Genomic DNA, 23,984 nt, shown 5'->3' on the forward strand with positions numbered 1-23,984 from the left:
CGTCGACAACGGCGCGAGAGAGCTCAGCCGCCGAAATCCTGCGGGCGAAACGAGATCTCCAGCACTTGCCACTCCCGGTAGCGGTCCGGCGGCAGCATCGAATAGGGCTGACACGCATCGAGAGCGGCGAGCGCGCTCTGCTTGAGCTGGATCACCTTGGCGACCTTCTCGGGATCGGCCACGGCGGGCCCTCCGAGCAGTTCGGGCTCGGCGGCGAGCCGGCCATCGGGCCGCATCGCGACCAGCAGCTTCACGAAGATGTCGTCCGAGCGCGACAGCGAGGCCGGCAGCCGGGCGCAGGATTTGAAGCGCTGGCGCAGCGCCGCCTCGAGATCGGCCGCGACGGCCTTGGTGGCGGTCGACCCGACCTCCTGGTCGCTGCCGGACGGCAACGCATCGAGCGGATCGGGCAGCCCGAGCCGCACGCCGTATTTCACCGTGATGTCCGGCTCCGGTGGCACATAGCTCTGCGGCTGCGCCGGCATCGGCCGGAGCACCGACCTGACCTCCTGTTTGGTTTCGGGCTTAGCTTCGGACTTGGCAGCCATCTTCGCAGGCGCTTTCGGGGACGGCCGCTGCGGCGGCGGTGACGGAGAGGACGCTGGCTTCGGCGCCTCCTTGGCCTCCATGGTCGGCGATGGCTGCGGAACCGGCGGCGGCGCCGAGGCGGCTGGCGACGGATTTGGTGAAGGCGTCGGCGCCGGCTGTGGCAGCGTCAGTTCGGGCGACGGCGAGACCGACGGAGACGGCGTCGGCTCGGGCTCCGGCGTCTTCTGCGGCTCCTCGGCATCGACGATGTCGACCGCGATCTCATTGCTCTTGGGGATCTCGTAGGGACGGACCGTCGTGGAGACGACGACGCCCCCGGCGATCAAGAGATGCGCAAGCACGGACGCGGCGATGCCCCAACGGATGAACTGCCAACGTTCCATGCTGCTACACTGTGCCCGCGCCCGATCGAGAACGGATCCCGCCCGCTTTCGCCGATCAACGGCAGAGTTGCAGCACGCGCCGCCCAGCGGCCCGCCGGCCGCACCCTGCCCCGTCGCAGTCTAGCATAATCGCGCGGGCGCCGCCCTCAATCCCATTTGGGCGCGAAGGCGAAGTTGGTCATCCGCCCCTCGGGGCTCCCCATCGCGAAGATGTCGGCCATGTCCTGCTCGGACAGTTCGAATTCGAACACGTCGAGGTTCTCGGACAGGCGCTCGATCTTCGAGGTGCGCGGGATCGCCACCGCGTTCTGCTGCACCAGCCAGCGCAGGCAGATCTGGGCGGGACTCTTGCCATGAGCGCGGGCGATGCGCGTCAGCGTCGGATCGTTCTTGATCTTGCCGCGGGCGATCGGGCTATAGGCGACGACCGCAAGGCCGTGGCGCGCGCAGGCCTCGCGCACCTTGGTCTGGTCGAGATAGGGATGATACTCGACCTGGTCGCACACCAGCGGTTCGGGCGAGACGGCGACCGCCTCATCGAGCAGAGCCACCGTGAAATTCGATACGCCGATGTGGCGGGCAAGCCCGAGCGTCTTGGCGTGCGACAGCGCGCCGAGCGTCTCCGCGAGAGGCACGTGCGAATTCGGCCAGTGCAGCAGCAGGAGATCGACCTCGGAGACGCGCAGGCGCACCAGGCTTTCCTTGGTCGAGCGTTCGAGATCGTTGGGCGCGAAATGCGTCGTCCAGACCTTGGTGGTCAGGAACACCTCGTTGCGCCGGACGCGGGAGGCGCGCAGGCCCTCGCCCACCTCATTCTCGTTCTCATAGACCTGGGCGGTGTCGATATGACGGTAGCCGAGGGTCAGCGCCTGCTCGACGATGCGCGCGCAAGTGCGTCCGCGCAGCTCCCAGGTCCCCAGACCCAAAGCGGGAATCTTCGCACCATTGGCCTCGATCATCAGCATGGCCGTGCACTCCAGACCGCGTGCAACATTATGCACGCCACACGCCCAACGTGCCACGCACGATCGGATTTGAGCTTAAGTCTTAGCTAAGGCCGCGAATACCGTCTCCGGCGCATGCGCGATCACGGTGAGCAGCGCCCGCGCGGGACCGCGCGGCATGCGCTTGCCCTGCTCCCAGTTGCGGATGGTCTCGACGGGCACGCCGAGCTTGGCGGCGAATTCCTGCTGCGTCAGTTGCACCCGGCGGCGGAGATCGCGCACCTCGACGGGAGCTGCGGGGGCCGATGGCGCCAGCGGGAATTCTCCGCCGTCGCGCAGCTCCACGATTCGTCCATCTGCCTTCAGCCGCAAGCGTTGCATCGGTCCAGCTCCGTCTCGACGAGGAGTGTCACTGATCCGCGTTAAGGCCGGATTAACGATATAAGCCGTTCAGGCGCCTCGCCTATTTCAGGCCGAACCACAGCGTGGCGATGCCCAGAAACGAGAAGAAACCGACGACGTCCGTCACCGTCGTGACGAAGGTCCCCGAGGCCACCGCCGGATCGGCGCGGACGCGTTCGAGCACCATCGGGATCAGGATGCCGCCGAGCGCGCCGGCCACCAGATTGCAGATGATGGCGAGCCCGATCACGATGCCGAGGCCGGGCGTCTTGAACCAGGCCACCGCGGCAATACCGGTAATCAGTGCGAACGCCAGTCCGTTGACCAGCCCGACCAGTGCCTCGCGCAGGACCACGCGCGTCGCGTTGTTCGGCCCGAGCTCGCGCGTCGCCAGTGCGCGCACCGCGACCGTCATGGTCTGGGTGGCGGCATTGCCGCCCTGGCTGGCCACGATCGGCGCGAGCACGGCGAGCGCGACCATCTGCTGCAACTGGCCCTCGAACAGACCGAGCACCGAGGAGGCGAGGAAGGCGGTCGCGAGATTGACCAGCAGCCAGTTGAAGCGGCCCTTGGCGATGGTCCAGACGCTGTCGGAGAGCTCCTCGTCGCCGGACACGCCGCCGAGCGCCTTGAAATCCTCGTCCGCCTCCTCCTCGATGACGTCGACCACGTCGTCGATGGTGATGACGCCGGCGAGCCGGTTGTCGGCATCGACCACCGGCGCCGCCACCAGATTGTACTTGCCGAACATCCGGGCGACCTCGGCCAGATCGTCGGTGACGGTCACGCGCCGGCGGTCCTCGTCGATCAGGTCGGCGAGCGGCACCGGCCTTCGCGCGCGCAGCAAGGTGTCGAGCGACACCGCACCCTGCCAGTGCCGCGCGCCGTCGACGGCGTAGATCTCATAGAAGCGTTCGGGCAGATCGGGCGTCTCGCGCATGTAGTCGATGGCTTCGCCCACGGTCCAGCCCAGGGGAACCGCGATGAACTCGCTCTGCATGCGCCGGCCGGCGGAGCCGTCGGGATAATCGAGGCTGCGCTCGAGAACGTCGCGCTCGGACGGCGGCAGGCGCTCGAGGATCTCCTCCTTGTCCTCCTCGTCGAGGCTTTCCAAGAGCTCGACGGCGTCGTCGGATTCGAGCTCGCGGACGCCCTCGGCCACCGTCTCCGGCTCGAGCTCCTCGAGGATTTCTTCGCGGACGGAATCGTCGACCTCGTTCAGCGCCGAAAAGTCGAAATCGGTGCCGGTCAGCTCGACCAGCCTGACGCGGTCGTCCGGCGCCAGCGCCGCGATCAAATCGCCGAGATCGGCCTCGTGCAGCTCGGCGACCTCGGCGCGCAGGAACGCCTCGTCCTCGGCGGCGATCGCCGCCGCGATGGCGCTGAGGAATTCGGGACGGATCTCGCCGGCCTCGGTGCGCATCGGCGCATGACCGGCTAGAGTGGCATCAGCAAGGGCAACGTCCGATGTCTCGTTCATGACGTGCCTCACGAGCGCAAAATGGTGTGATTTGTGCTTTCGTGCATTACATAATCGGCAACAGCGAGTGCAACGGGAAAAGATGCGACATCCTCGGCCGATCACGGGATGGGTAAATGTAGCCGCGGTCGCAGCCGCGCTGCTCGCGGCCGATGTCGCGATGGCCGCCCCCGCCGCATGTCCGCGCGAAGGCACGCTCGGCACCTCGCGCGTGCTGAGCGTGAACCCGAAGAACTATCCCCGCGTCGGCCTGAAGAGCTTTCCCGATACCCTGCCGCTCGAAGACGGCGAGGTGGTGCTGACCTTCGACGATGGCCCCTCGCCGCCGATGACCAACAAGGTGCTCGCAACGCTCGCCAAGGAATGCGTGCGCGCGACCTTCTTCCTGGTCGGCCAGCCCGCGTCGGGCCGCGCCGAGCTGGTGCGGAAGATCGCGGCCGAAGGCCACACGGTCGGCCATCATACCTACACGCACGCGCATCTCGCCCACATCACGCCGGAGCAGGCGGTCGAGGAGATCGATCGCGGCATTGCCGCCGACGAGAAGGCGCTCAACGGCGTCGAGACCACGACCCCGTCGACGCCGTTCTTCCGCTTCCCCTACTTCGAATCGACGCAAGCGACCCTCGACCTGCTGCAATCGCGCGGCATTGCCGTGTTCGGCGCCGACCTCTGGGCCAGCGACTGGACGGCGATGTCGCCGCAGCAGACCTTCAAGCTGCTGGTCAAGCGCCTGAGCCAGGCGCGCAAGGGCATCATCCTGCTGCACGACCCGCAGCCGCGCACGGTCGCGATGCTGCCCGCGTTCCTGCGCTATCTGAAAGACAACGGCTATCGCATCGTCCACATCGTGCCGGCGAAATCCGAGCAGGCGGTGGAACCGCACACTGAGCAGCACAGCGGCGAACAGCACAGCGGCAGCCCTCCGCCCGCCGAGCCGCATGGCGGCGGTTAATCCTGCGTTCAGGGCCGCTGATTACGCTTGACTGTCGCAGTGAGTGACGCTTCCAGCCGATTGCAATCCGGCAACAGCCACCGGTAAAGCGGAACCTGGGATGATGTGATGTCGCGACGGCTCAACATCCCTGCTATGTCTCGGTGGGCGCTTGCCAGCATGGCTGCGACCGATCATGGACCATCGAAGCGCCGGGCTGAAGGACCCGGCCCGGTGAAGGGAATCGAGCAGCGTGATGCGTGATCGTAAGTCTGCTTGCGTCGGGCGGCCCACACGGCTCGCAGTGCTGCTCGGCAGCGTTGCCGGAGCGGCCTTGAGTGTCGCATCGGCCGCGTCGGCCGCCGATTGCCCCGGACATCCCAACGCGCTCGGCACGTCGCGCACCCTGGTGGTCGACCCGCGCGAGCATCCGCGGCTCGGCGCCATGCAGTACAAGGAGACGCTTCCGCTCCGGGATCACGAGGTGGTCATCACCTTCGATGACGGCCCGCTGCCGAAGTACAGCAATCAGGTGCTGCAGATCCTCGCCGACCAGTGCGTCAAGGCGACGTTCTTCACCATCGGCCGCCAGGCCAAGGCCGATCCCGAGGGCGTGCGCAAGCTCGCCGCGGCCGGCCACAGCATCGGCACGCACAGCCAGAACCATCCGCTGAGCATGAACCGGATGACGCTCGAGCAGGTGCAGCCCGAGGTCGACCAGGGCATCGCCTGGACCAAGGCCGCGCTGACCGATCCATCGGCGCTGTCGCCGTTCTTCCGGGTGCCAGGCCTGCTGCGCGGCGACGCCGTCGAGAGCTACGCCGCCTCGCTCGGCCTGCAGGTCTGGAGCGCCGATTTCCTCGCCGACGATTGGCGCAGCATTTCCGGCGCCAAGGTCCATGAGCTCGCGATCAAGCGGCTGGAGGCGCGCGGCAAGGGCATCCTGCTGCTGCACGACATCCAGGCGCGCACGGTCGCCGCGCTGCCCAAGATCCTCGCCGACCTCAAGGCCAAGAACTACCGCGTCGTGCACGTCGTGGCGGCGACGCCGGACCGGCCGGCGACGCCGACGGATCCGCAGGACTGGCTGGTGCACCGGCCGTCCGACGAGACGCCGGTCGCGCATTGGCCGGCGATCACGCCGGTCAATCTCGCCGGCGCCGAGACGCGCATCCGCGCCAGGCTGGATGATTTCGGCAATCTGGAGATGCGGCCGGCCGGGGCCGTGAGCCTGCCGAAGCCGGCATGGCCGCGCCCGGCGGTCGCTGCGCGGATCGCGAATGCGCCGGCCCTTCCCGCGCCGGCGGCCGACCTGTTCGCATGGCCTCCGGTCGCCCCGTTCTCGGCCGGACGGCATCATCTCGCCCGCCTCGAGGCTCCCGTGGCGAAACTGGCCGCTCGGCCGGTTCGGCTGGCCAGTCTCCGGAAGCGCTGAGCGCCACATGCGCGCGGCTAGAGCATGATGCGACTCCGTGGAAACGCATCATGCCCTCGTCGCCAACGTACCGATAAGGACGACGGAAGGCCGCGAATTCCGTCACCCTCCCCTGGAGGGCAGGGCAATCGCATGTGGCGATCGCCGTTTTGTGCTCGTCTCTCTCCACGTCGTCATGGCCGGGCTTGTCCCGGCCATCCACGTCGGCCGGCATGCTGGGAACGACGTGGATGCCCGGGACAAGCCCGGGCATGGCGGAGTCACTAACTTATAGGATCGTTCGTTGCGACAAAGCTGCGCACTGCAGGATCGGAAAGGTGCGTCATGCGGCCATGATGCGTTTCCGAAGAAGCACATCATGCTCTCGCTACTTCGACTACTTCGTCACCAGCTTGCTGACACAGAGAATGACCGCCGCGGCCAGGAAGAACAGGTCCATGTAGGACATCTTCTCGCCGTCGCGCCGCAGCGAGCCGACTTCGTTCATCGTCTGCTTGTTGACGACCTGGCCGACAGGGCCTTCACCTAGCATGCCGGACAACCGGCGAACGTCGGCCTCCAGCTTCTCGATGCGGCCGAAGAAATGAAACGAGCGCACGACGGTGTACGAGCGCATACCGGAATAGACCAGAATGACGAGCGCCAGAACCGCGCGGTTCTGATAGTTCTCGATGTAGTTCAGGCTCATATAGACCGCGCCGAGAAATACGAAATTCGACACGAAGCGGTAGGCCAGGCCCGCGAAATTCATCTGCTCCCCCACAGGATGTTCGGATCACCGGTGGACGACAGAACCTGCGACTAGCGCCTCGCCCCGCATTCTGCTCCAACCGGATTCACCGTAGGAGCGCGGACTTGCGAATGTGTGAAGTACGGAATTTTGCACCGCAAAACGGGCGTCGTTGGTAAACAAGACGCTGCTGGGGACAAGCCGCTACAGCCGGCGATTGCAGGACTGCAGCGGCTCTCGTGAACTACGCACCGAAGCGCGCTGGCGCGCACGCGGCGACGTCGACGGAAGGCTTCTCACCGCTCATCAGCTCCGCGAGGATACGACCGGTGGCCGGCCCCAGCGTGAAGCCCTGATGGCCGTGTCCGAAATGCAGCCAGAGGCCCTTGTGCCGCGCCGCCTGTCCGACGACCGGCAGCATGTCCGGCATGCACGGCCGCGTGCCGACCCACGGCTCCGGCTCGACCGGCTTGCCGAGATCGATCAGCTGACGCGCGGCGGCCTCGGCCTTGCCGAGCTGCACCGGCGTCGGCTTCGCATCCGGCGACGACAGCTCCGCGCCGGTCGTGATGCGCACGCCCTTGGCCATCGGGTTCATCAGGTAGCCGAACGCGGCATCGCGCAGCGGCAAGTCGAGCGGCGCGCCGCCCGAATAGTGCCGGTGATAGCCGCGCTTGCGCACCATCGGGATGTCGTAGCCGAACCGCGTCAAAAACTCCGGCGACCACGGGCCGAGCGCGACGACCACGGCCTCGGCCTCGATGCGACCCTCGCTCGTCGTCACTGCCCAGCCGCTGCCCTGTTGCGACAACGTCGTCGCGTCGCCCGTCAGCAGCTTGCCGCCGCGCTTGACGAACAGGTCCGCGTAGGACGCGACCAGGCTTCCCGGATCGGACACGGTCCACGGCTCCTGCCAATGCAGACCGCCGATGCCGGTATCGGTCAGGCCGGGCTCGGCCTTGCCGAGCTCTGCCGATGTGAGCAGCTTGAACTTGACGCCATAGGCCTTGCCGACCGCTTCGGCCTCCCTGGCCTCCTTGTCGAACTGCGCCTGGGTCCGGTGCAGCACGCGAAAGCCGTCGCGACGCACCAGATTGCCGGCACCGGCCGCCGCGATCAGCGGCTCGTGCTCCAGCGTCGCCCGCCCGATCAGTTGCGCGTAGGTGCGGGTCAGCACGTCATGGCGCGCGGGAAACGAATTCCACCAGTAACGCAGCAGCGGCTTGACGTGATACGGCAAGGCCATCAGCCGGTAATGCACGTCGTTGGTGCGCGCGAGCGCGATGTCGAGCACGCCGGCGAGATCATAGGGCATCGCATACGGCCTGACGGCCTCGCTCTGGATGATGCCGGCATTGCCATAGCTGGTTTCGCGGCCGGGCTCGCGGCGGTCCACCAGCGCCACCGACCAGCCGCGGCTCTGCAGATGGAGCGCCGTGCCGACACCGACCATGCCTCCGCCGAGAACGATCGCGCTACGCATTGTCATGTCTCCTGTTTCAGGTCCGCGCCGCCGCGACGACGGTGACCTCGAGCTTCACGTCCGCGATCATCTGGGCCTGCACCGTGGTCCGCACCGGCAGCGGATCCTTGAAGTGCTTGCGATAGGCCGCGTTGTATTCGGCGAAATCGGCCTTGTCGGCGAGGTGCACCATGCACGACACGACGTCGTCGAGCGAAAGCCCCTCGCCCGCCAGCGTCTCCGAGATGTGCTTGAACACGAGGTCCGTCTGCGCGGTGATGCCTTCGGGAATGCTGCCGTCATCGGCGACCGGGATCTCGCCCGACAGGAACACCAGTCCGCCGGCGCGGCGCACCAGCGAGAACGGCCATGAGGACGCGTCGGACATTGTTAGCTCCGGATAATGTTGATCATGGCGGCGCTGCTCAATCCCAGGCCATGAAGCCCGGCGTCTGCGCCAGCGGCGGCAGGCTGGCGAGCTTGGCGAGATCCGGCTGCGGCCGCCTGAGTTCGGCATCGTCGGCGAAAGCGGCTTCCAGCGCCGCGGCCACGCCGAGCACCAGCGCATCGCCACCGCGGGGGCCGACGATCTGCAGCCCGAACGGCAGCCCGTTCTCATCGACGCCGAGCGGCAGGCTGAGCGCGGGATGGCCGGCCAAGGTCACAGCATAGGCGAGCGCCAGCCAGTGGAAGTAGGATTTCGTCGGCACGCCGTCGATCTCGGCCGGATACAGCTCCGCCCACGGTCGCGGACTGAGCGTAATGGTCGGGCTGATCAGCACGTCGTGTTGAGCGAAGAAGGCCTGATAGGACCGGTAGATCCGGGTCTGGTTGGCGGCCGCGCGCGAAAAATCCTCAAGGCTGTAGGACAGCCCCTCCTCGACATTGGCCCGCACGTTCGGCCCGATCATGCCAGGGCGTTCGCGATAGTTCTTGCCGTGCTGGGTCAGGAACAGCGAGGCGCGCAGCACCGCGAAGGTCTCATCGGCGCCACTGCAATCCGGTGCGCTCTCGGCCGCGTCGGCAAACAGCGGCGCGATGCGCGTCACGCGCGCGCGGAAGGCGCGGCGGATCAGTTGCTCGGTCGGGGCGAAACCAAAATCCTCGGTGAAGGCGAGCTTGAGCTTGCGCAAGTCCACCTGCGGCGGCACGGCCCAGCGCGCGGGCTGCCCGCGCACCGCCTCGCCCGGCAGTGTATAGGCGAGCGGATCGCGCGCATCGTCGCTCGCCATCACCGACAGCATCAGCGCGGTATCGGCGACATTGCGCGCCATCGGCCCGTCGGTCGACAGGCACGACCAGCCATGGGCGCGCTTCTCGCTGGCGACGAGGCCGTAGGACGGCCGCATGCCGACGATCCCGGAGAACCCGGCCGGATTGCGCAAGGAGCCGCCCGTGTCCGAGCCGGAGGCGAGCGGCGCCATGCCGCAGGCCAGCGCCACGGCCGAGCCGCCGGACGAGCCCGCCGCCGAGCGCAGCGGATCGAACGGGTTGCCGGTGGCGCCGAACACGGGATTGCGGGTGTTGCCGCCCGCCGCCCATTCCGGCGTGTTGGTCTTGCCGAAGATGATCGCGCCGGCGGCGCGCAGCCGCGCCACCGACGCCTGGTCCGTCGCGGGGACATTGTCGGCCAGGATCGGGCTGCCATAGGTCGAGCGCATCCCGGCCGTGTCCTGGGTGTCCTTGATCAGCACCGGCAGCCCGTGCAGCGGACCCTTGTCCTCGCCGCGCGCGAGCTCCGCCTCGGCGGCCTTCGCCGCCGCCCGGGCCCCCGGCTCGTCCAGCGTCACCACCGCATTGACGGCCGGATTGACCGCCGCGATCCGCTCCAGGCACGAATCGAGCAACGCGACCGGCGAGATCGCCTTGGTTTTCAAGAGCTTGACCAGCTCGCCGGCAGTTTGATCGCAGATCGATTCCACAGGGCTTCTCTTTTCCGTTTCGGAAAACTATTTAGCACATAAGAAATCGAATGCACGACTTGAAAACGCAATGTTCCACCGCGCTTCACGCATGACCGTGAGCCGCCGGCCTAGCTTGTTGATTGATCAGCCCCTTTCGGGCGACATTACCCGACTGCCGCCGCGCCGAAGACAACCCGATCCGCTAACGGATTTTCCGGAGCCCTGAAGTGACCGACACCGCCGTCAGCGACCATGCGTCCGAAGGCCCCCATTCCCAGCTCGGCCACTGCCTGAAGGCGGCCCGGCAGACGCGCGGGCTGACCCTGAAGCAGGTCGCGGAGAAGACCGGGATGGCGCTGTCGACCTTGTCGAAGGTCGAGAACGGGCTGATGTCGCTGACCTACGACAAGCTGCTGCAGCTGACCTCAGGCTTGCAGATGGACATCGCCGAGCTGTTCAGCCCGGCCGCGCCGAAGCCCGAACCGGGACGCGCAGTGACGGCCCGCCGCAGCATCAGCCGCGCCGGCCAGGGCCAGGTGGTGAATACCAAGTTCTACACCTACACCTATCAATGCACCGACCTGATCGGCAAACGCATGGTGCCGATGATCACCGAAGTGCGCGCGCGCACATTGGAAGAGTTCGGCCCCCTGCTCCGCCACAGCGGCGAGGAATACTTCCTGGTCACCCGCGGCACCATCGCCGTCCACACCGAGTTCTACGCGCCGGAGATCCTGCACGAGGGCGACGGCATGTATCTCGACAGCACCATGGGCCACGCCTACCTCAACGCCGGCGACACCGAGTCCGCGCAGGGCGTGTGTCTGTGTACGAGCGAACAGGCGGATCTGTTCGAGCAGTTGCACCGGATCGCGCGGAAGGATGCGGTGGAGTGAGGGGCTGCTTCGGCGCCAACTCCTCGTAGATGAGCGCCAGCCGACGTCCCTTCGGCGTCGGCGATAGCGACATCTGGGTTCACCGGCGACGGCTCGTGAGAACCCGGATATCGCGTCTGCCTCCGGGCTCTGCTTCCGCTCATTCTGGCTACTATTCTGCCCGTCATTGCGACGAGCCAACGGGTCCGCGCAAAGCGCGACCCGATGACAGGCTCCGCGACGAAGCAATCCAGGACTGCGGAAACGACTCTGGATTGCTTCGCTTCGCTCGCAATGACGTGGAGAGAGTATCGCTAAGCAGCTAAGCCCTGAGACTCACGTGCAATCGCGGGGTCCAGCGCTGTCCTCACCGCCTCATCGAGCCGCGTATGCGGCTCCGCGCCGAGCAAGCCGACGAGCCGTGTATTGTCCAGCGCAAGGCTCTGCTTCCACAGCCAGCGCATCTCGATCGCCTCGCGCATGAAGCGCACGAACGGCGCGGCGAGCCACAGGATAATCCACGGAAACGACTTCACCGGCAGATCAGCACGGCCGAGGACGCGGCGGACCGCGTCGGTCATGTCATGCCCGGTCGCATCGTAATGCCCGGCGAAATTCAGCATCGTGTAGTTCGGCAGATCGGCGCGGATATCGACCAGGCGGGCGAAAGCCTCGGCGAGATCGGGAACGTAGGCCCAGGCGTGGCCAATACCCGGCCTGGTCAGACGCTGCACGGAGGTCGCAGCCATGCCGCCTTTCGCCAGCGCCTGCGCGAACCAGGAATTGGTCACACCGGGGCCGAAGAAATCGCCGGCGCGGATGGCGATGACGCGGACGCCGTGCTCGCGCGCGGCCTGCTCCAGCATCTCCTCCATCTCCAGCCGCACCTGCCCCTTCCGCGTCGTCGGCTGCCGCGGCGTCGTCTCGCTCACCACCGCAGGCGATGCGGATGAGTAGACGTAGACATTGCCCGGGAAGACGATGGTGGCGCCAACCGCCTTGGCGGCGGCGATGCTGTTGGCGAGCATCGGCAGCGCGTCCTCGCGCCAGCGCGCATAGCCCGGCGGATTGACGCCGTGCACGATCAGGCTGGCGCCCTCGGCGGCCAAACGCAACGCAGCCGCATCGCGGGCATCGCCGTCGCGCCACTCCACCGGAAAGCCGAACGAGGGCCGCTCGGCCGCGGGCCGGCGCGTCAGGGCGCGGATCAAGAAGCCGCGGCGCGCCAACGCCTTGGCGATGGCCCCGCCGATGGCGCCGGTCAGGCCGAGGACGAGGACGGTGGAAGCGGATGGGCTGGTGGACATGGTCGATCTCCTGCTGTCCCCGGCACTCTCGCCCTTCTGTTTCAAAACGGAAATTGCCGATCTTCCTAGAGATGCTATACGTTTTTGTATGAATGAGCCCTCGGACTGGAGCCTGCTCCGATCGTTCCTCGCCGTCGTCAGGCGCGGCAGCCTGTCGGCGGCGGCGCGCGCGACCGGGCTGACGCAGCCGACCGTCGGCCGCCACATCGACGAGCTCGAGACGGGTCTCGGCGTCGCCCTGTTCACGCGCTCGCAGGCCGGCCTGCTGCCGACCGCCGCGGCGACGGCGCTGGTGCCGCATGCCGAGGCGATGGAAGCGGCGTTCGCCGCGCTGGTGCGCAGCGCCAGGACCGGCGGCGACACGGCGCAGCCGCGCGGCGTGGTCCGGATCTCCGCGAGCGAGATCGTCGGCACCTATGTGCTGCCGCCGATCCTCGCCGGCCTGCGCAACCGGCATCCGCACATCGTCATCGAGCTCGTGCTCAACAACCGCACCGACGACCTGCTGCGGCGCGACGCCGACATCGCCGTGCGGATGATCCGCCCCAAACAGGACGGCCTGGTCGCGCGCCGGCTCGGCAGCGTCCCGCTCGGGCTCTACGCGCACCGCGACTACATCGCCCGCTTCGGTAAGCCCGAGACGGTCGAGGCGCTCGAGGCGCACCACGTCATCGGCTTCGACCGCGACGATCACTCGGCGCGCTCGGTGGCGAGCTCACAGCTCCCGATCTCGCGCGAACTCTTCTCCTACCGCACCGATTCCGACGTCGCCCAGGTCACGGCCATCGAAGCCGGCCTCGGCATCGGCGGCATGCAGACGGCGCTCGCCAGGCGCAATCCGTCTTTGGTCCCGGTGCTCGCCGATCACATTGCCTTCGAGCTCGACTGCTGGCTCGCCGCGCACGAGGACCAGAAGGATTCCCCGCCGATCCGCGTGATGTTCGACGGGCTGGCGGAGGGGCTGGCCGAGTGGATCAGCGAAGGCAGAGCGTGACGCTTCGCGCCATTGAAAAACCCTGCGCGAAAAAACTCATTTCACGTGGCGCCGCAACGACATCACCTCTGTCCAGTCCCGCCGTAAAAAATAAATATCTTTCGCATTATCGGAATTCATGATTGTATCTCCCCATCCCGCCTCGGCACGAGGGGCGTATCGCGATCGTCACGGCACGCGGGGTGGGATGCGGTGGGCGCGCGGGTCTCGCAGCATGCTGGTCATGCGGACGAACGGGATTGCGCGCCGGCGAAATCGTAGGGTCCTGGCCTCCCGGTGCTGAGGCCAAGCGGATGGTGACGATCATCATTCGCGACGGGGGCAAGACAGCCGGTCCCCGGGGAGAGGACGTATAAGCCGGAAAACCATCGCGCGGGGAATGCCGGGATGTCTCGGCTGAACCTGTGGTGACTGCCGCCTGCTTTTTTCTTGCAGGCGGGCCATGGGTGCGGCCAGCGCCCGGCATTCCCTGCGCCCTCGACGTGTCGAGGGTGAAACGACCCGCACAGCTCGGACGCCCTGCGCGCCGCGAGGCCGTCATCTGTTGTCGCTGCACGCCGGTCGGCAAACCCGAGGGGATCACGATCCATGATCGCGACCAGGTGTGATCAGGTGTTGGCGGCCTTTCCCGCACCGGTCCCGGCCAGCGTCGCCACGATCGCGTCGGACAATTGCCCCAGGCGAAACGGCTTGGCGATCAGCCGGCTGGTCTCGCGCAACTCCTCGGGCACCAGCGAGGGATCGGCGAAGCCGGACATGAAGAGGATCGGCAGGCTGGGCCAGCGGCGGCGGACCTCGCGCGCCAGCTCGATGCCGGTCATGCTGCCGGGAAGCAGGATGTCCGTCAGCAGCAGGGCGACCGGATCCGGCCGCGCCAGCGCGGCGAGCGCCGCGGGCACGTTGTTGACGACCAGCGGGCTGTAGCCGAGCGAGGAGAGCATGGTGGACGCCATGACGCCGACCAGCGCATTGTCCTCGACGACGAGGATCCGCTCGCCGGTCTCCGGCCGCGACGGGCGCGCCACGGCGGCGCGCGGCGGATCGGCCACGCCCGGCCCCGCGCTCGGCAGATACAGCGTGACGCGCGTCCCCTGCCCGACTTCGCTGGTGATCACGGCGGTGCCGCCGGACTGCCGGGCGAAGCCGTAGACCATGCTGAGGCCGAGGCCGCTGCCCTTGCCGAACTCCTTGGTGGTGAAGAACGGCTCGAAGGCGCGGCGGACGATGTCGGGCGGCATACCCGTGCCCCTGTCCGACACCGCGATCGTCACATACTCGCCGGCCGCGATGCGCTCGTCGCCGTCGTTGAGCGGCTCGTCGAGTACGGCGTTCTCGGTCGCGATCGTCAGGCAGCCGCTGCCCGACATGGCGTCACGCGCGTTCAGCGCGAGATTGAGCAGCGCATTCTGCAATTGCGTCGGGTCGATCAGGCAGCGCCACAGCATCGGGTCCTGCGCAAGCGCGATCTCGATGGTCTCGCCGAGCGTCCGCTGCAGAATCGTCGTCATGCCGCCGACCAGCTCGTTGACGTCGGTGATCTGCGGCCGCAGCGTCTGCTTGCGGGCGAAGGCGAGCAGGCGGCGATTGAGATCGGCGACGCGCTCCGCCGCCTCGATCGCCCGCTCGACCATGCCGCGGCAGACTTCGGGGCCCGGCGGCAAGGTGTCGAGCAGCATGTCGAGATTGCCGAGCGTGGCCGCCAGCATGTTGTTGGAGTCGTGCGCGATGCCGCCGGCGAGCTGGCCGATCGCCTCCATCTTCTGCGCCTGGCGCAGCTCGTCCTCGATGCGCTTGCGCTCGGTGATGTCGACCGACAGCACGACATATCCGCGCACGGTGCCGTCAGGACTGCGATCGGGCACGCGGATGATCTCGCACCAGCGCTCGCGGCCGTCGGGAAAGACCAGCTTCTCCTCGCCGCGGATGGTCTTGCCGGCCAGCACGGCCTGGATCTTCTGCTTCCCCTCCACCTCCCGCGAGGGATCGATGAAACTGTCGATTCTGCGGCTGCGCTTGGCGGCGGCGGACGCATCGGCGTACCATTCATGCGCGATACGATTGGCGTAGCGAATGCGGCCGTCGGCGTCGACGCGGACGATCAGCGCGGGAACGTTCTCGGTGACGAGCTTGTGCTGCTCGAAATTGTCGCGCAGCGCCTGCTCGGAGTTGGCGCGCAGCCGCCATTGGCGCGCAAGGCCAAAACCGAACCCGACGATCAGCAAATTGAGCCCGGCCGCGGCGGCGCTGTAATAGAGCGCATTGTTCTTCCAACCGGCCAGGTACTCCACCGGATGCCGCGCGACGGTCACGACCAGCGGCAGGCCGGCAACGCGCCGGTAGCTGATGGTGCGGGACACGCCATCGGTGATGCCGCTGCCTTCGAAGCTGCCGCTCGGCGCCTGGGGAAGATATTTTGTGAACAGCCAGTTCGATCGCACGTTGCGCCCGCCGAAGGCGTCCGCGTTGGGCGTGCGCAGCAGGATCGTGCCGTCATCGCGGTACAACGTCACGGTGCCGCGCTGGCCGACGTTCAGCGACAGAAAGAACCTTCTGAGGTTCTCATAATCCAGCGGCACGACGACGACACCGCCAAAACGTCCGTCGCTCGTGAGGAAGGCGCGGCTGACCGCAATGAAGACGCCCTTGTTCACGCGCGAGGTCACCGGCACGTCGATGAAGATCCCACGGCCGGGATCGTCGCGCTGAACCTGGAAATAGGCGCGGTCGGAAAAATTGTTCTCACGCCCTGGCACGCCGTTGCCTGCGCTGTCGCCGATCAGCTCCCCCTCCGCATCGAGAACGACGATGCCTCCGGCGACCGGATAGGGTTTGACCCGCTTCTTGAGATCATCGATCAGGTCCAGGTTGCCGCGTGTGAGCAGCGACGGGTTCTGCCTGAGATTATCGATCGTCGTGTTCAACAGCAGGTCGACGGCCTGAATATTGCGCAGCATGTATTCTTCGAGCGCGCGCGCGAGATCGCCGTTGGCGGCTTCGGTGGTGCGCTGGGTCTCCCAGTAGTTGACCGAGAGCATGTGCGCGACGAAGGCATCGCACAGGATCGCGAGCACGAGGCCGCTGAGAACGATGATCCTCGGCGTCCAGCGCCGGTCGCGCGCCGCGCGAGCCTCGGCCCTGGCCGTCTTGTCGCCCCGCGGCCGTCGACCGTGCCGTTCGTCGATGGTCGATTGAGATTGGTCCAACATGACGTCACGGCTTCGGAAATCGTCGAGCCGTTCCAATTTCTGTGGATCGGCGCGGCACCGTCAGCCGATCGTCCGCAGCTCGGCTTGATCCGGCATCTCGGGCGGGCTCGCGACGTCCCGATAGCAGTTCCGCCGGAAGATGTCATCCTTGCCAGAGCAGCACCTGCGCCGGGCGACGAACGATCGCCGCGACAACCGGTCCGGTCAGAGCTGATGCTCGAACGCCTCGCGCTGTGCGCGCGTCAGATGCAGGCCGTGCTTGGTGCGGCGGTCCAGGACGTCGGCGGCGGTCACGGCCCACTCCCGCTCACGCAGATAAGCAAGCTCGCGTTCATAGAAGGTGCCGCCGAAATGCCGGCCGAGGTCATCGGTGCGGCGGGCCGCACCGAGCAGCTCACGGGCGCAGCTGCCGTAGAGCCGGGCATAATGCGCCACGGTCTCGGGCGGCAACAGCGGATAGTCGGCGCCGAGCTCGGCGAGAAACTGCGTGAACGGCGCGCCGAGATCGCCGCCGGGAAGACAGGCGCCCGCCGTCCACGCCGGCGCCATCTGCGGAAACCACGGCGCGAGCCGCTCCATCGCGTGCTCGGCAAGCTTGCGGAACGTGGTGATCTTGCCGCCGAAGATCGACAGCAGCGGCGGCTGCTCCGCCGTGCCGTGCACCTCGAACACATAGTCGCGCGTCACGGCCGAGGGATTGTCGGCATTGTCATCGTAGAGCGGCCGCACGCCGGAGAAGGCATGGACGATGTCGGCTTTGCCGGGCGCGGCGCGGAAATAGCGATCGAGCACCGCGAGCAGATAGTCGATCTCGCCGCCGTCGATCGCGACGTCCTCGGCGCGGCCGTCATGGACGATGTCGGTAGTCCCGATCAACGCCAGGTCCGTCTCATAAGGGTTGACGAAGATGACGCGGCGGTCGGTGTTCTGCAGCAGATAGGCCTGCGAGCCGCTCCAGAATTTCGGCACCACGAGGTGACTGCCCTTGACCAGCCGCACGCTGTGCGCGGAGTTGAGGCCGGCGACGCCCTGCACGACATCCTGCACCCAGGGGCCTGCGGCATTCACCAGCGCCTTGGCGCGCACCGTGCACAGCTCTCCGGTCTCGGAGCGCATCTCCAGCCGCCAGCAATCGCCCTCGCGGCGCGCGCTCATCGCGCGGGTGCGCGGCAGGATGATGGCTCCCTTGCGCGCGGCATCGACCAGATTGAGGATCACGAGCCTGGCATCGTCGACCCAGCAATCCGAATATTCGAAGCCGCGGCGGAATTCAGGGCGCAGCGGCGCGCCCTCCGGCTCATGCGCGAGATCGACGCTGCGGCTCGCCGGCAACTGCTTGCGGCCGCCGAGATGGTCGTAGAGAAACAGCCCCGTGCGCACCAGCCAGACCGGGCGTTGCTCGGGCGAGTGCGGCAGCACGAAGCGCATCGGCCAGATGATGTGCGGCGCCGAGGCCAGCAGCACCTCGCGCTCGATCAGCGCCTCCCGCACCAGGCGAAACTCGTAATATTCGAGATAACGCAGGCCGCCATGGATCAGCTTGCCCGAGCGCGACGACGTGCCTTCGGCGAAATCGTCCTTCTCGCACAACAACACTTTCAGGCCACGGCCGGCGGCATCACGGGCGATACCGGCGCCGTTGATGCCGCCGCCGATCACGGCGAGGTCCACCAGACCGTGATCGGTTCCGCTGCGTGAGACCGCGACGTTCATCGCGCGCCGCTGCGCTTCGCCTCGGGCCTGCGGCCTGCCGCTGCGGCCCGCGTCCTGGTGCCGGACTTTGCGGCCGCCTTCTTGACGGGCTTCGCAACCTTGGCGTTCTTCTTGGCCTTGGGCTCCTGCAGCCCATAGGTCGAGAAGCCCTGCGCGGTCTCCGCGATCTCGGCATCGCCGAGGATGTGCGGCTGGCCGAGGGCGAGCGACAGATAATACTGCTTGGCGATGGTCTCGAGCTCGACCGCGAGCCACATCGCCTTGTCGAGATTGGCGCCGACGGCGATCATGCCGTGATTGGCGAGCAGACAGCCGTTGCGTCCTTCCAGCGCCTCCAATGCGAGTTCGGACAGCTCGGCCGTGCCATAGCGTGCATAGCCGGCGCAACGGACATCGGTGCCGCCGAACGCCGCCATCATGTAGTGGCAAGCCGGGATCGGCTTGCGGGCAATCGCGAGCACGGTCGCATAGGTCGAATGCGTGTGCACGACGGCACCGACGTCAGGGCGTCCGCGCATGATGTCCAGATGAAAACGCCACTCCGTCGAGGGCTTCAGCGGTCCTTCCCAGGAGCCGTACTCGCCGTCGAGCGGCATCGACGCGATCATCTCCGGCGTCATGGAGTCGTAGGGCGTGGCCGAAGGCGTGATCAGCATCCGGTCCTTGTGGCGAGCGGAGATGTTGCCCGACGTGCCCTGGTTCAGACCCGACGCGTTCATCCACCGGCACTTGGCGATGATGTTCTCGCGGATCTGTCGTTCCTCGCGGTTCATTGCAAAAACCTTTCGTCAGCAGGGATTGAGCGGCGGCTCGCCGGCGAGATAGCGGCGAACCTCTTCGGCCGCCTGGTCGGCGGCAAAGGTGACGGTGCGCACCGAAGCGCCGGCGATATGCGGCGTCAAGGTCACGTTCGGCAATTGCAGCAGCGGCCAATCCGGCGGCACCGGCTCGACCGCGAAGGTGTCGAGCATGGCGCCGGCCAGGCGCTGCGAGCTGAGCACATCATAGAGCGCCTGGTAGTCCACCAGCGGCCCCCGCGCGGTGTTGATCAGGATCGCGCCCGGCTTGATCTTCTCCAGCGCCGCGCGGTCGATGAACCCGGTGGTCTCGGCGGTGACGCGGGCATGCAGGCTGATGACATCGGCGCGCGCCAGCAGCTCGGCGAGCGCGACGTGCTCGACGCCGTCATTACGGTCCTGGACGCTGAGCTGGACGTAAGGGTCCGTCACCAGGATCTTGCAGCCGAACGCCTTGAGCAGCTTCACCACGCGCGTGCCGATCGCGCCATAGCCGACGATGCCGACCGTCATCTCGCCGAGCTCGCGCCCCGTGCGGTCGGCGCGGTAGAGATCGCCGCGCCACTCGCCGCCGCGCAGCGACTCGTGGCCGCTGCGGATCAGCCTTGTCTCGGCGAGCATCGCGCCGATGGTGAACTCGGCTACGGCGCTGGCATTGCGTCCGGGCGTGTTGACCACGAGCACGCCGTGATCGCGCGCCGCCTGCATGTCGACATTGACCGGGCCGCCGCGCGACACCGCGATGAATTTGAGGCTGGGCAGCCGCTGCAGCATCGCCCGCGAGATCGGCGCGAGATGCGTCACCAGGAGCGGTGCTTCGCCGATGAAGTCGGCGAGTTCGTCGGGGTCGCCCATGAACTCCTTCAGGCCGTCGAGCTTGGAGCCGGCATAGCCGTGCTCCATCGGCTCGTCCGGCCATGGCTGCTCGAGCATGCGGATGTCGATGGCATCGCCGCACGTGGCGGTGATGCGCTCGGCGAACACCGAGGGCAGCATGAAGCGGTCGCCGATGATGGCGATGGAGCTAGACATGATTGGTTCCCGCACGCTGTGCAGCGAGCTGCTTCCACACCGGCCGCGCCGCGAGGCGGGCCTCGACATAGGTTGGAAACAATTGCGCATAGCGTTCCGCCAGCGCCGCATCCGGCGCTTGCGGCTCATCCAGATACGGTCTCACCCATCCCTCCGCGCAGTCCATCATGTTCGAATAAAGTCCGGTCGCGACCGCCGCCATCATCGCGGCGCCCGACGCGCCTGCCTCCTCGCGCCGGCAGACCCGGATGGTGCTCCCGAGCACGGCGCCGAGAATGGTGCCCAGCGCGCGACTGCGCGCGGCCCCGCCGGTCAGCCGAATCTCCGCCGGCAGCGAGCCCATCGCCGCGTAGCAATCGCGCGCGGCGAAGGCGAGCCCCTCCATCACCGCGCGCATCAGGTCCCAATAGCCATGACGCGTGCGCAGTCCGATCAGCTGCGCATGGGCCTCGTGAGACACGAACGGCCCACGCTCGCCGGCATCGGAGATGAAGGGATGATACAGCAGCTCGCACGCCTTCGCTTCGAGCACACGCTGGTCGAGACGCCGGATCAGATCGTTGCGCGAGCGCGCGATGCCCTCCAGGGCAAGCACGCCGCGCGCGACATCCAGCAGCCAGTCGATGTTCAGGGTCGCAGCCATCGTCGACTGCATCTGCCCGTAGTGACCCGTCACCGGAAACGGCATCGTGTAGCCGGTCGCCTCGGCATTGAGCTGAACATCTTCGGCCCGCGCCGCGAGGCGCATGTGCATGCCGGTCGAGCCGATGATGCTGCAGCCGACGTCCGGGGTCTGGTCGTAGAGTCCGCCGCCGAGTGCATTGCAGATCACGTCGACATAGCCGAGCGACACCGGCACGCCTTGCGGCAATCCCGTCTCCGCAGCGGCAGCTGCCGACAGACCATGCGTCGTCACGACACCATCGACGATCTCCGGAAACAGCCGCTCGGAACTGGCGATCCCGATCAGCCGCGCCGCTTCGCTGTCGAAGCAGCGCTTGCGGTAGTCACCGCAGGAGAACGTCGCCTCCGACGGATCGGTGACGCGCTCGCCGGTCAGTTTGAAATACAGCCAGTCCTTGCAGTGGAACGCCGTGCTGGCGCGCGCCAGCATTGCTGCGTCATTCACCTGCAGCCAGGCCAGTTGCGGCCCCTGCTGGCAGGCGTTGAGCCCCGACCCGGTGCGCTGATAATGCGCCGCGTTGCGCTCACTGCCGCGGAAGGACTCGACGAAGCCGGCCGCGCGGGAATCGAGCCACAGCAGCGCGGGCGCGACGGGACGGCCATCGGCGTCGATCAGCCAGGTGCCGTCGCCCTGCCCGGTCACGGCGATCGCGGCCACGCGTGGGGCCACATCCGGCAGCGCCTTGGTCAGGCCGCGCAGAGCCGCCACCGTGTCTGTCCAGGTCCTGTCCATGTCCTGTTCGACGCGGCCGCCCGGCGCCGTCGTGTAGCTGTTGGGAATTGCGAAGTCGCCGAGCTGCCGGCCATCCCGCGCGAACGCAACCGCCTTGATCACCGAGGTGCCGGCGTCGATGCCGATGATCACGTCGCGGGCGGAGGCGGACACCATGATCAGCGCGCCTCCGCATGGCGGATGCAGACGCCATCGGCGCCGAAGAGATGAAGATGGCCGGCCTCCAGCCCGCAGGGCACGACATCGCCCGGCCGCGCGGCGATCTTGCGCGACGTCACCGCGACGAGCAGATGCCCGGCGCATTCGCCGGCAATATGCGACTGGTCGCCGAGCCACTGGTTGGACACGACGCGCAGCCGCGCCTCGCCGCTGCCGATCGCGATCCGCTGCGGCCGGATGCCGACCTTGATGCGCTCGGCCTGCGCCAGCGTCTGCTGCGCCTTCGGATCGAGGGACTGGCTGGGAATGTTGAAGGCGATGTCGGCGCCAGCCGAGAGACGGAAACCGCCCTCCTGCTGCGCCACCACGGTGTCCAGCAGGTTCATCGGCGGCTCGCCGATGAAGCTTGCGACGAACAGATTGGCCGGACGGTTCTTCAGCTCTCTTTCGCTCGCGAACTGTTGCAGCACGCCGTCCTCCATGACCGCGATGCGATCGGCGAGCGCGCTCGCTTCGGTCTGATCATGGGTGACGAAGATGGCGGTCATGCCCCGCTCGGCGAGCAGGCCCTTGATGCGGCCGCGGAGCACCGCACGCAGCTGCGGTTCGAGCTGCCCCATCGGTTCGTCCAGCAGATAGAGGTCGGCGTCGCGCACCAGGGCCCTGGCGAGCGACACGCGCTGTTGCTGGCCTCCGGACAGCGCACGCGGATGATGATCGAGGATGTCCTCGATCTCGACCAGGCGCGCGATGCTGTCGACGCGCGCTGCGATCTCGGCCCGCGACAATTGCTGGGCCTTCAGCGCGAAGGCGATGTTCTCGCGCACGGTGAGCGGCGGGTACAACGAATAGCCCTCGAACGCCATCGCGACCCTGCGCCTGGCCGGCGGCAGATCATGAATCGGACGCTGCGCCAATGCGATCGACCCCGTGCTGACGCTCTCGAAGCCCGCGATCATCCGCAGCGTGGACGTCTTGCCGCAACCGGACGAGCCGAGCAGCGCGACGATCTCGCCGGTTCTCACATCCATGTTCAACGCGCGCACGGCGTGAACCGGCGGTTTGCCGCGGGTGTGATAGACCTTGTCGACGTCACGGATTTCGAGCATGCCCATCCCAAACTCTCAAATGCCAAGCTCTCAAAGGCCAGATCATCAAGCGGCCTGCCGCCGCGGCGAGAGGCCGATGCGCTCGCCCGTCGCATGGTCGAACAGCAGCACCGTCTCGGGCGCGAACCGCACGTAGACGTCCTCATCGGCGCCGGCCTGCAGCGCGTCCGGCGTCAGGGCCGCCAGCCATTCCGAGCCATCGGCGAAGCGCAACAGCACCACCGCGCGCTCATGGATCGGCGTGACCGCGACCAGCCGCGCGGGAAGCGCCCCGTCTCCGGCCTGTCGCGTCACCATGACATCGTCGGGCCGCACGCCGAGCCAGCAGCGCTGGCCGACGACGGCCGAGGCATCTTCGGCGTCGAGCCGGATCTGCGTTCCCGCGAGATCGGCGATCACACGGCCCTGCTCGGCCCGCGGCGTGACCTCGGACAGGTTGATGCTGGGGTCACCGAACAGCCGCGCCACCGCGACGGAGGCCGGCCGGGAATAGATCTCCTCCGGGCGCGCCACCTGGACGAGACGGCCGTTGAACAGCACGACGATGCGATCGGCGATCGCCATCGCCTCGCGATAGTCCTGCGTGACGTAGAGCACCGCGGCAGAGCCCCGGCGCAACAGGCTCGGCAGCTCCAGCCGCATCTCGTAGCGCAGCTTGGCATCGACGTTGCGCAGGGGATCGTCGAGCAGCAGCACCTCGGGATTGCCGATCAGCGCACGCGCCAGCGCCGTGCGTTGCTTCTGCCCGTTGGACAGTTCGCGCGGCTTGTGGCCGAGCACATGCTCGATCTTCAGAAGCCGGCTCATCGCCGCCACCTTTGCCGCTACGTCGGCCGCTCCGCTCGCGCGCAGACCGCTCGCGATGTTGTCGCGCGCGGTCATGTGCGGAAACAACGCGAAGTTCTGGAACGCCATGCCGATGCCGCGCTGCTCCGGCGGCGCGTCGACGATCGAGTGGCCGCCGACGAGGATATCCCCTGCATCAGGCTCGAACATGCCTGCGATCATGCGCAACAGCACGGTCTTGCCGCTGCCCGAGGGACCGAACACCGCGACGATCTCGCCGGGCTCGACGGTCAGCGACACGCCCTTGGCGCAACTGACGCTGCCGAAGCTCTTGTCGACGGATTTGAGTTCGAGACGCGCCATGAC

Annotated in this window: 20 protein-coding genes; 4 read left to right on the plus strand and 16 right to left on the minus strand. The window is 67.3% G+C overall.

Going from position 1 to position 23,984, the window contains the following annotated elements; translation table 11 throughout:
- Positions 1–23: 23 nt before the first annotated feature.
- From ACQR1Y_RS00855 to mgtE, 4 genes are all read right to left on the minus strand, one after another.
- A complete protein-coding gene (locus ACQR1Y_RS00855; protein WP_434878547.1) occupies positions 24–932 on the minus strand; it encodes a hypothetical protein in 909 nt (302 codons plus the stop codon).
- 146 nt (positions 933–1,078) lie between these two features.
- Positions 1,079–1,897: an aldo/keto reductase gene (locus ACQR1Y_RS00860; RefSeq protein WP_434861644.1), complete on the minus strand. Its 819-nt coding sequence runs from the start codon at positions 1,895–1,897 to the stop codon at positions 1,079–1,081.
- 75 nt (positions 1,898–1,972) lie between these two features.
- Entirely contained in the window at positions 1,973–2,257 is a 285-nt protein-coding gene (locus ACQR1Y_RS00865; protein WP_434861643.1) for a helix-turn-helix domain-containing protein, read from the minus strand.
- Positions 2,258–2,339: 82 nt separating this feature from the next.
- The gene (mgtE, locus tag ACQR1Y_RS00870) at positions 2,340–3,758 is read right to left on the minus strand and encodes a magnesium transporter (RefSeq protein ID WP_434878546.1); all 1,419 of its coding nucleotides are present in this window, start codon (positions 3,756–3,758) and stop codon (positions 2,340–2,342) included.
- A gap of 82 nt (positions 3,759–3,840) precedes the next feature.
- Here mgtE and ACQR1Y_RS00875 point away from each other — a divergent pair, with 82 nt between their 5' ends.
- Complete coding sequence (locus tag ACQR1Y_RS00875; protein WP_434878545.1) at positions 3,841–4,713, plus strand: polysaccharide deacetylase family protein; 873 nt, start codon at positions 3,841–3,843, stop codon at positions 4,711–4,713.
- A 235-nt stretch (positions 4,714–4,948) separates the two neighbouring features.
- Positions 4,949–6,127, plus strand: a complete 1,179-nt coding sequence (locus ACQR1Y_RS00880) for a polysaccharide deacetylase family protein (protein ID WP_434878544.1) — start codon at positions 4,949–4,951, stop codon at positions 6,125–6,127.
- A gap of 376 nt (positions 6,128–6,503) precedes the next feature.
- Here ACQR1Y_RS00880 and ACQR1Y_RS00885 read toward each other — a convergent pair whose 3' ends face one another.
- The 4 genes from ACQR1Y_RS00885 to ACQR1Y_RS00900 all read right to left on the minus strand — a co-directional run bounded on the left by ACQR1Y_RS00885 (position 6,504) and on the right by ACQR1Y_RS00900 (position 10,241).
- Positions 6,504–6,878 carry a hypothetical protein gene (locus ACQR1Y_RS00885; protein WP_434861639.1) on the minus strand — a complete coding sequence of 125 codons (375 nt, stop codon included), beginning with the start codon at positions 6,876–6,878 and terminating at the stop codon, positions 6,504–6,506.
- Between the two features lie 223 nt (positions 6,879–7,101).
- Positions 7,102–8,340, minus strand: a complete 1,239-nt coding sequence (locus ACQR1Y_RS00890; RefSeq protein WP_434861638.1) for an NAD(P)/FAD-dependent oxidoreductase — start codon at positions 8,338–8,340, stop codon at positions 7,102–7,104.
- Positions 8,341–8,356: 16 nt separating this feature from the next.
- Positions 8,357–8,707 carry a RidA family protein gene (locus ACQR1Y_RS00895; protein WP_434878543.1) on the minus strand — a complete coding sequence of 117 codons (351 nt, stop codon included), beginning with the start codon at positions 8,705–8,707 and terminating at the stop codon, positions 8,357–8,359.
- A 37-nt stretch (positions 8,708–8,744) separates the two neighbouring features.
- Entirely contained in the window at positions 8,745–10,241 is a 1,497-nt protein-coding gene (locus ACQR1Y_RS00900; protein WP_434878542.1) for an amidase, read from the minus strand.
- A 209-nt stretch (positions 10,242–10,450) separates the two neighbouring features.
- On the opposite strand from ACQR1Y_RS00900, the gene ACQR1Y_RS00905 reads away from it, so the two are divergent.
- Complete coding sequence (locus ACQR1Y_RS00905; RefSeq protein WP_434878541.1) at positions 10,451–11,119, plus strand: helix-turn-helix domain-containing protein; 669 nt, start codon at positions 10,451–10,453, stop codon at positions 11,117–11,119.
- Between the two features lie 293 nt (positions 11,120–11,412).
- Here the strand turns inward: ACQR1Y_RS00905 and ACQR1Y_RS00910 are convergent, their stop codons facing one another.
- Positions 11,413–12,405, minus strand: a complete 993-nt coding sequence (locus ACQR1Y_RS00910; RefSeq protein WP_434878540.1) for an NAD-dependent epimerase/dehydratase family protein — start codon at positions 12,403–12,405, stop codon at positions 11,413–11,415.
- An 88-nt stretch (positions 12,406–12,493) separates the two neighbouring features.
- On the opposite strand from ACQR1Y_RS00910, the gene ACQR1Y_RS00915 reads away from it, so the two are divergent.
- Positions 12,494–13,399, plus strand: coding sequence for a LysR family transcriptional regulator (locus ACQR1Y_RS00915; RefSeq protein ID WP_434878539.1), 906 nt, complete (start codon positions 12,494–12,496; stop codon positions 13,397–13,399).
- A 608-nt stretch (positions 13,400–14,007) separates the two neighbouring features.
- On the opposite strand, the gene ACQR1Y_RS00920 is transcribed toward ACQR1Y_RS00915, so the two are convergent.
- From ACQR1Y_RS00920 to ACQR1Y_RS00950, 7 genes are all read right to left on the minus strand, one after another.
- Positions 14,008–16,605, minus strand: a complete 2,598-nt coding sequence (locus ACQR1Y_RS00920; RefSeq protein WP_434878538.1) for an ATP-binding protein — start codon at positions 16,603–16,605, stop codon at positions 14,008–14,010.
- A 204-nt stretch (positions 16,606–16,809) separates the two neighbouring features.
- Positions 16,810–18,318, minus strand: coding sequence for a glycerol-3-phosphate dehydrogenase (locus ACQR1Y_RS00925; RefSeq protein WP_434878537.1), 1,509 nt, complete (start codon positions 18,316–18,318; stop codon positions 16,810–16,812).
- Positions 18,315–19,091: a class II aldolase/adducin family protein gene (locus tag ACQR1Y_RS00930; RefSeq protein WP_434878536.1), complete on the minus strand. Its 777-nt coding sequence runs from the start codon at positions 19,089–19,091 to the stop codon at positions 18,315–18,317. Before ACQR1Y_RS00930 ends, ACQR1Y_RS00925 begins: the two co-directional genes overlap by 4 nt.
- Positions 19,092–19,106: 15 nt before the next feature.
- Positions 19,107–20,147 (minus strand): 2-hydroxyacid dehydrogenase, encoded by a 1,041-nt coding sequence (locus ACQR1Y_RS00935; RefSeq protein ID WP_434861629.1) that lies wholly within the window; start codon positions 20,145–20,147, stop codon positions 19,107–19,109.
- A complete protein-coding gene (locus tag ACQR1Y_RS00940) occupies positions 20,140–21,720 on the minus strand; it encodes an FGGY family carbohydrate kinase (protein WP_434878535.1) in 1,581 nt (526 codons plus the stop codon). The genes ACQR1Y_RS00935 and ACQR1Y_RS00940 overlap by 8 nt, the downstream gene beginning before the upstream one ends.
- Positions 21,721–21,722: 2 nt before the next feature.
- Positions 21,723–22,832, minus strand: coding sequence for an ABC transporter ATP-binding protein (locus ACQR1Y_RS00945; protein ID WP_434878657.1), 1,110 nt, complete (start codon positions 22,830–22,832; stop codon positions 21,723–21,725).
- A 45-nt stretch (positions 22,833–22,877) separates the two neighbouring features.
- Complete coding sequence (locus ACQR1Y_RS00950; protein WP_434878534.1) at positions 22,878–23,981, minus strand: ABC transporter ATP-binding protein; 1,104 nt, start codon at positions 23,979–23,981, stop codon at positions 22,878–22,880.
- Between the last annotated feature and the right edge of the window lie 3 nt (positions 23,982–23,984).

This window comes from Bradyrhizobium sp. HKCCYLRH3099, from assembly GCF_051167855.1.
Taxonomy (GTDB): domain Bacteria; phylum Pseudomonadota; class Alphaproteobacteria; order Rhizobiales; family Xanthobacteraceae; genus Bradyrhizobium.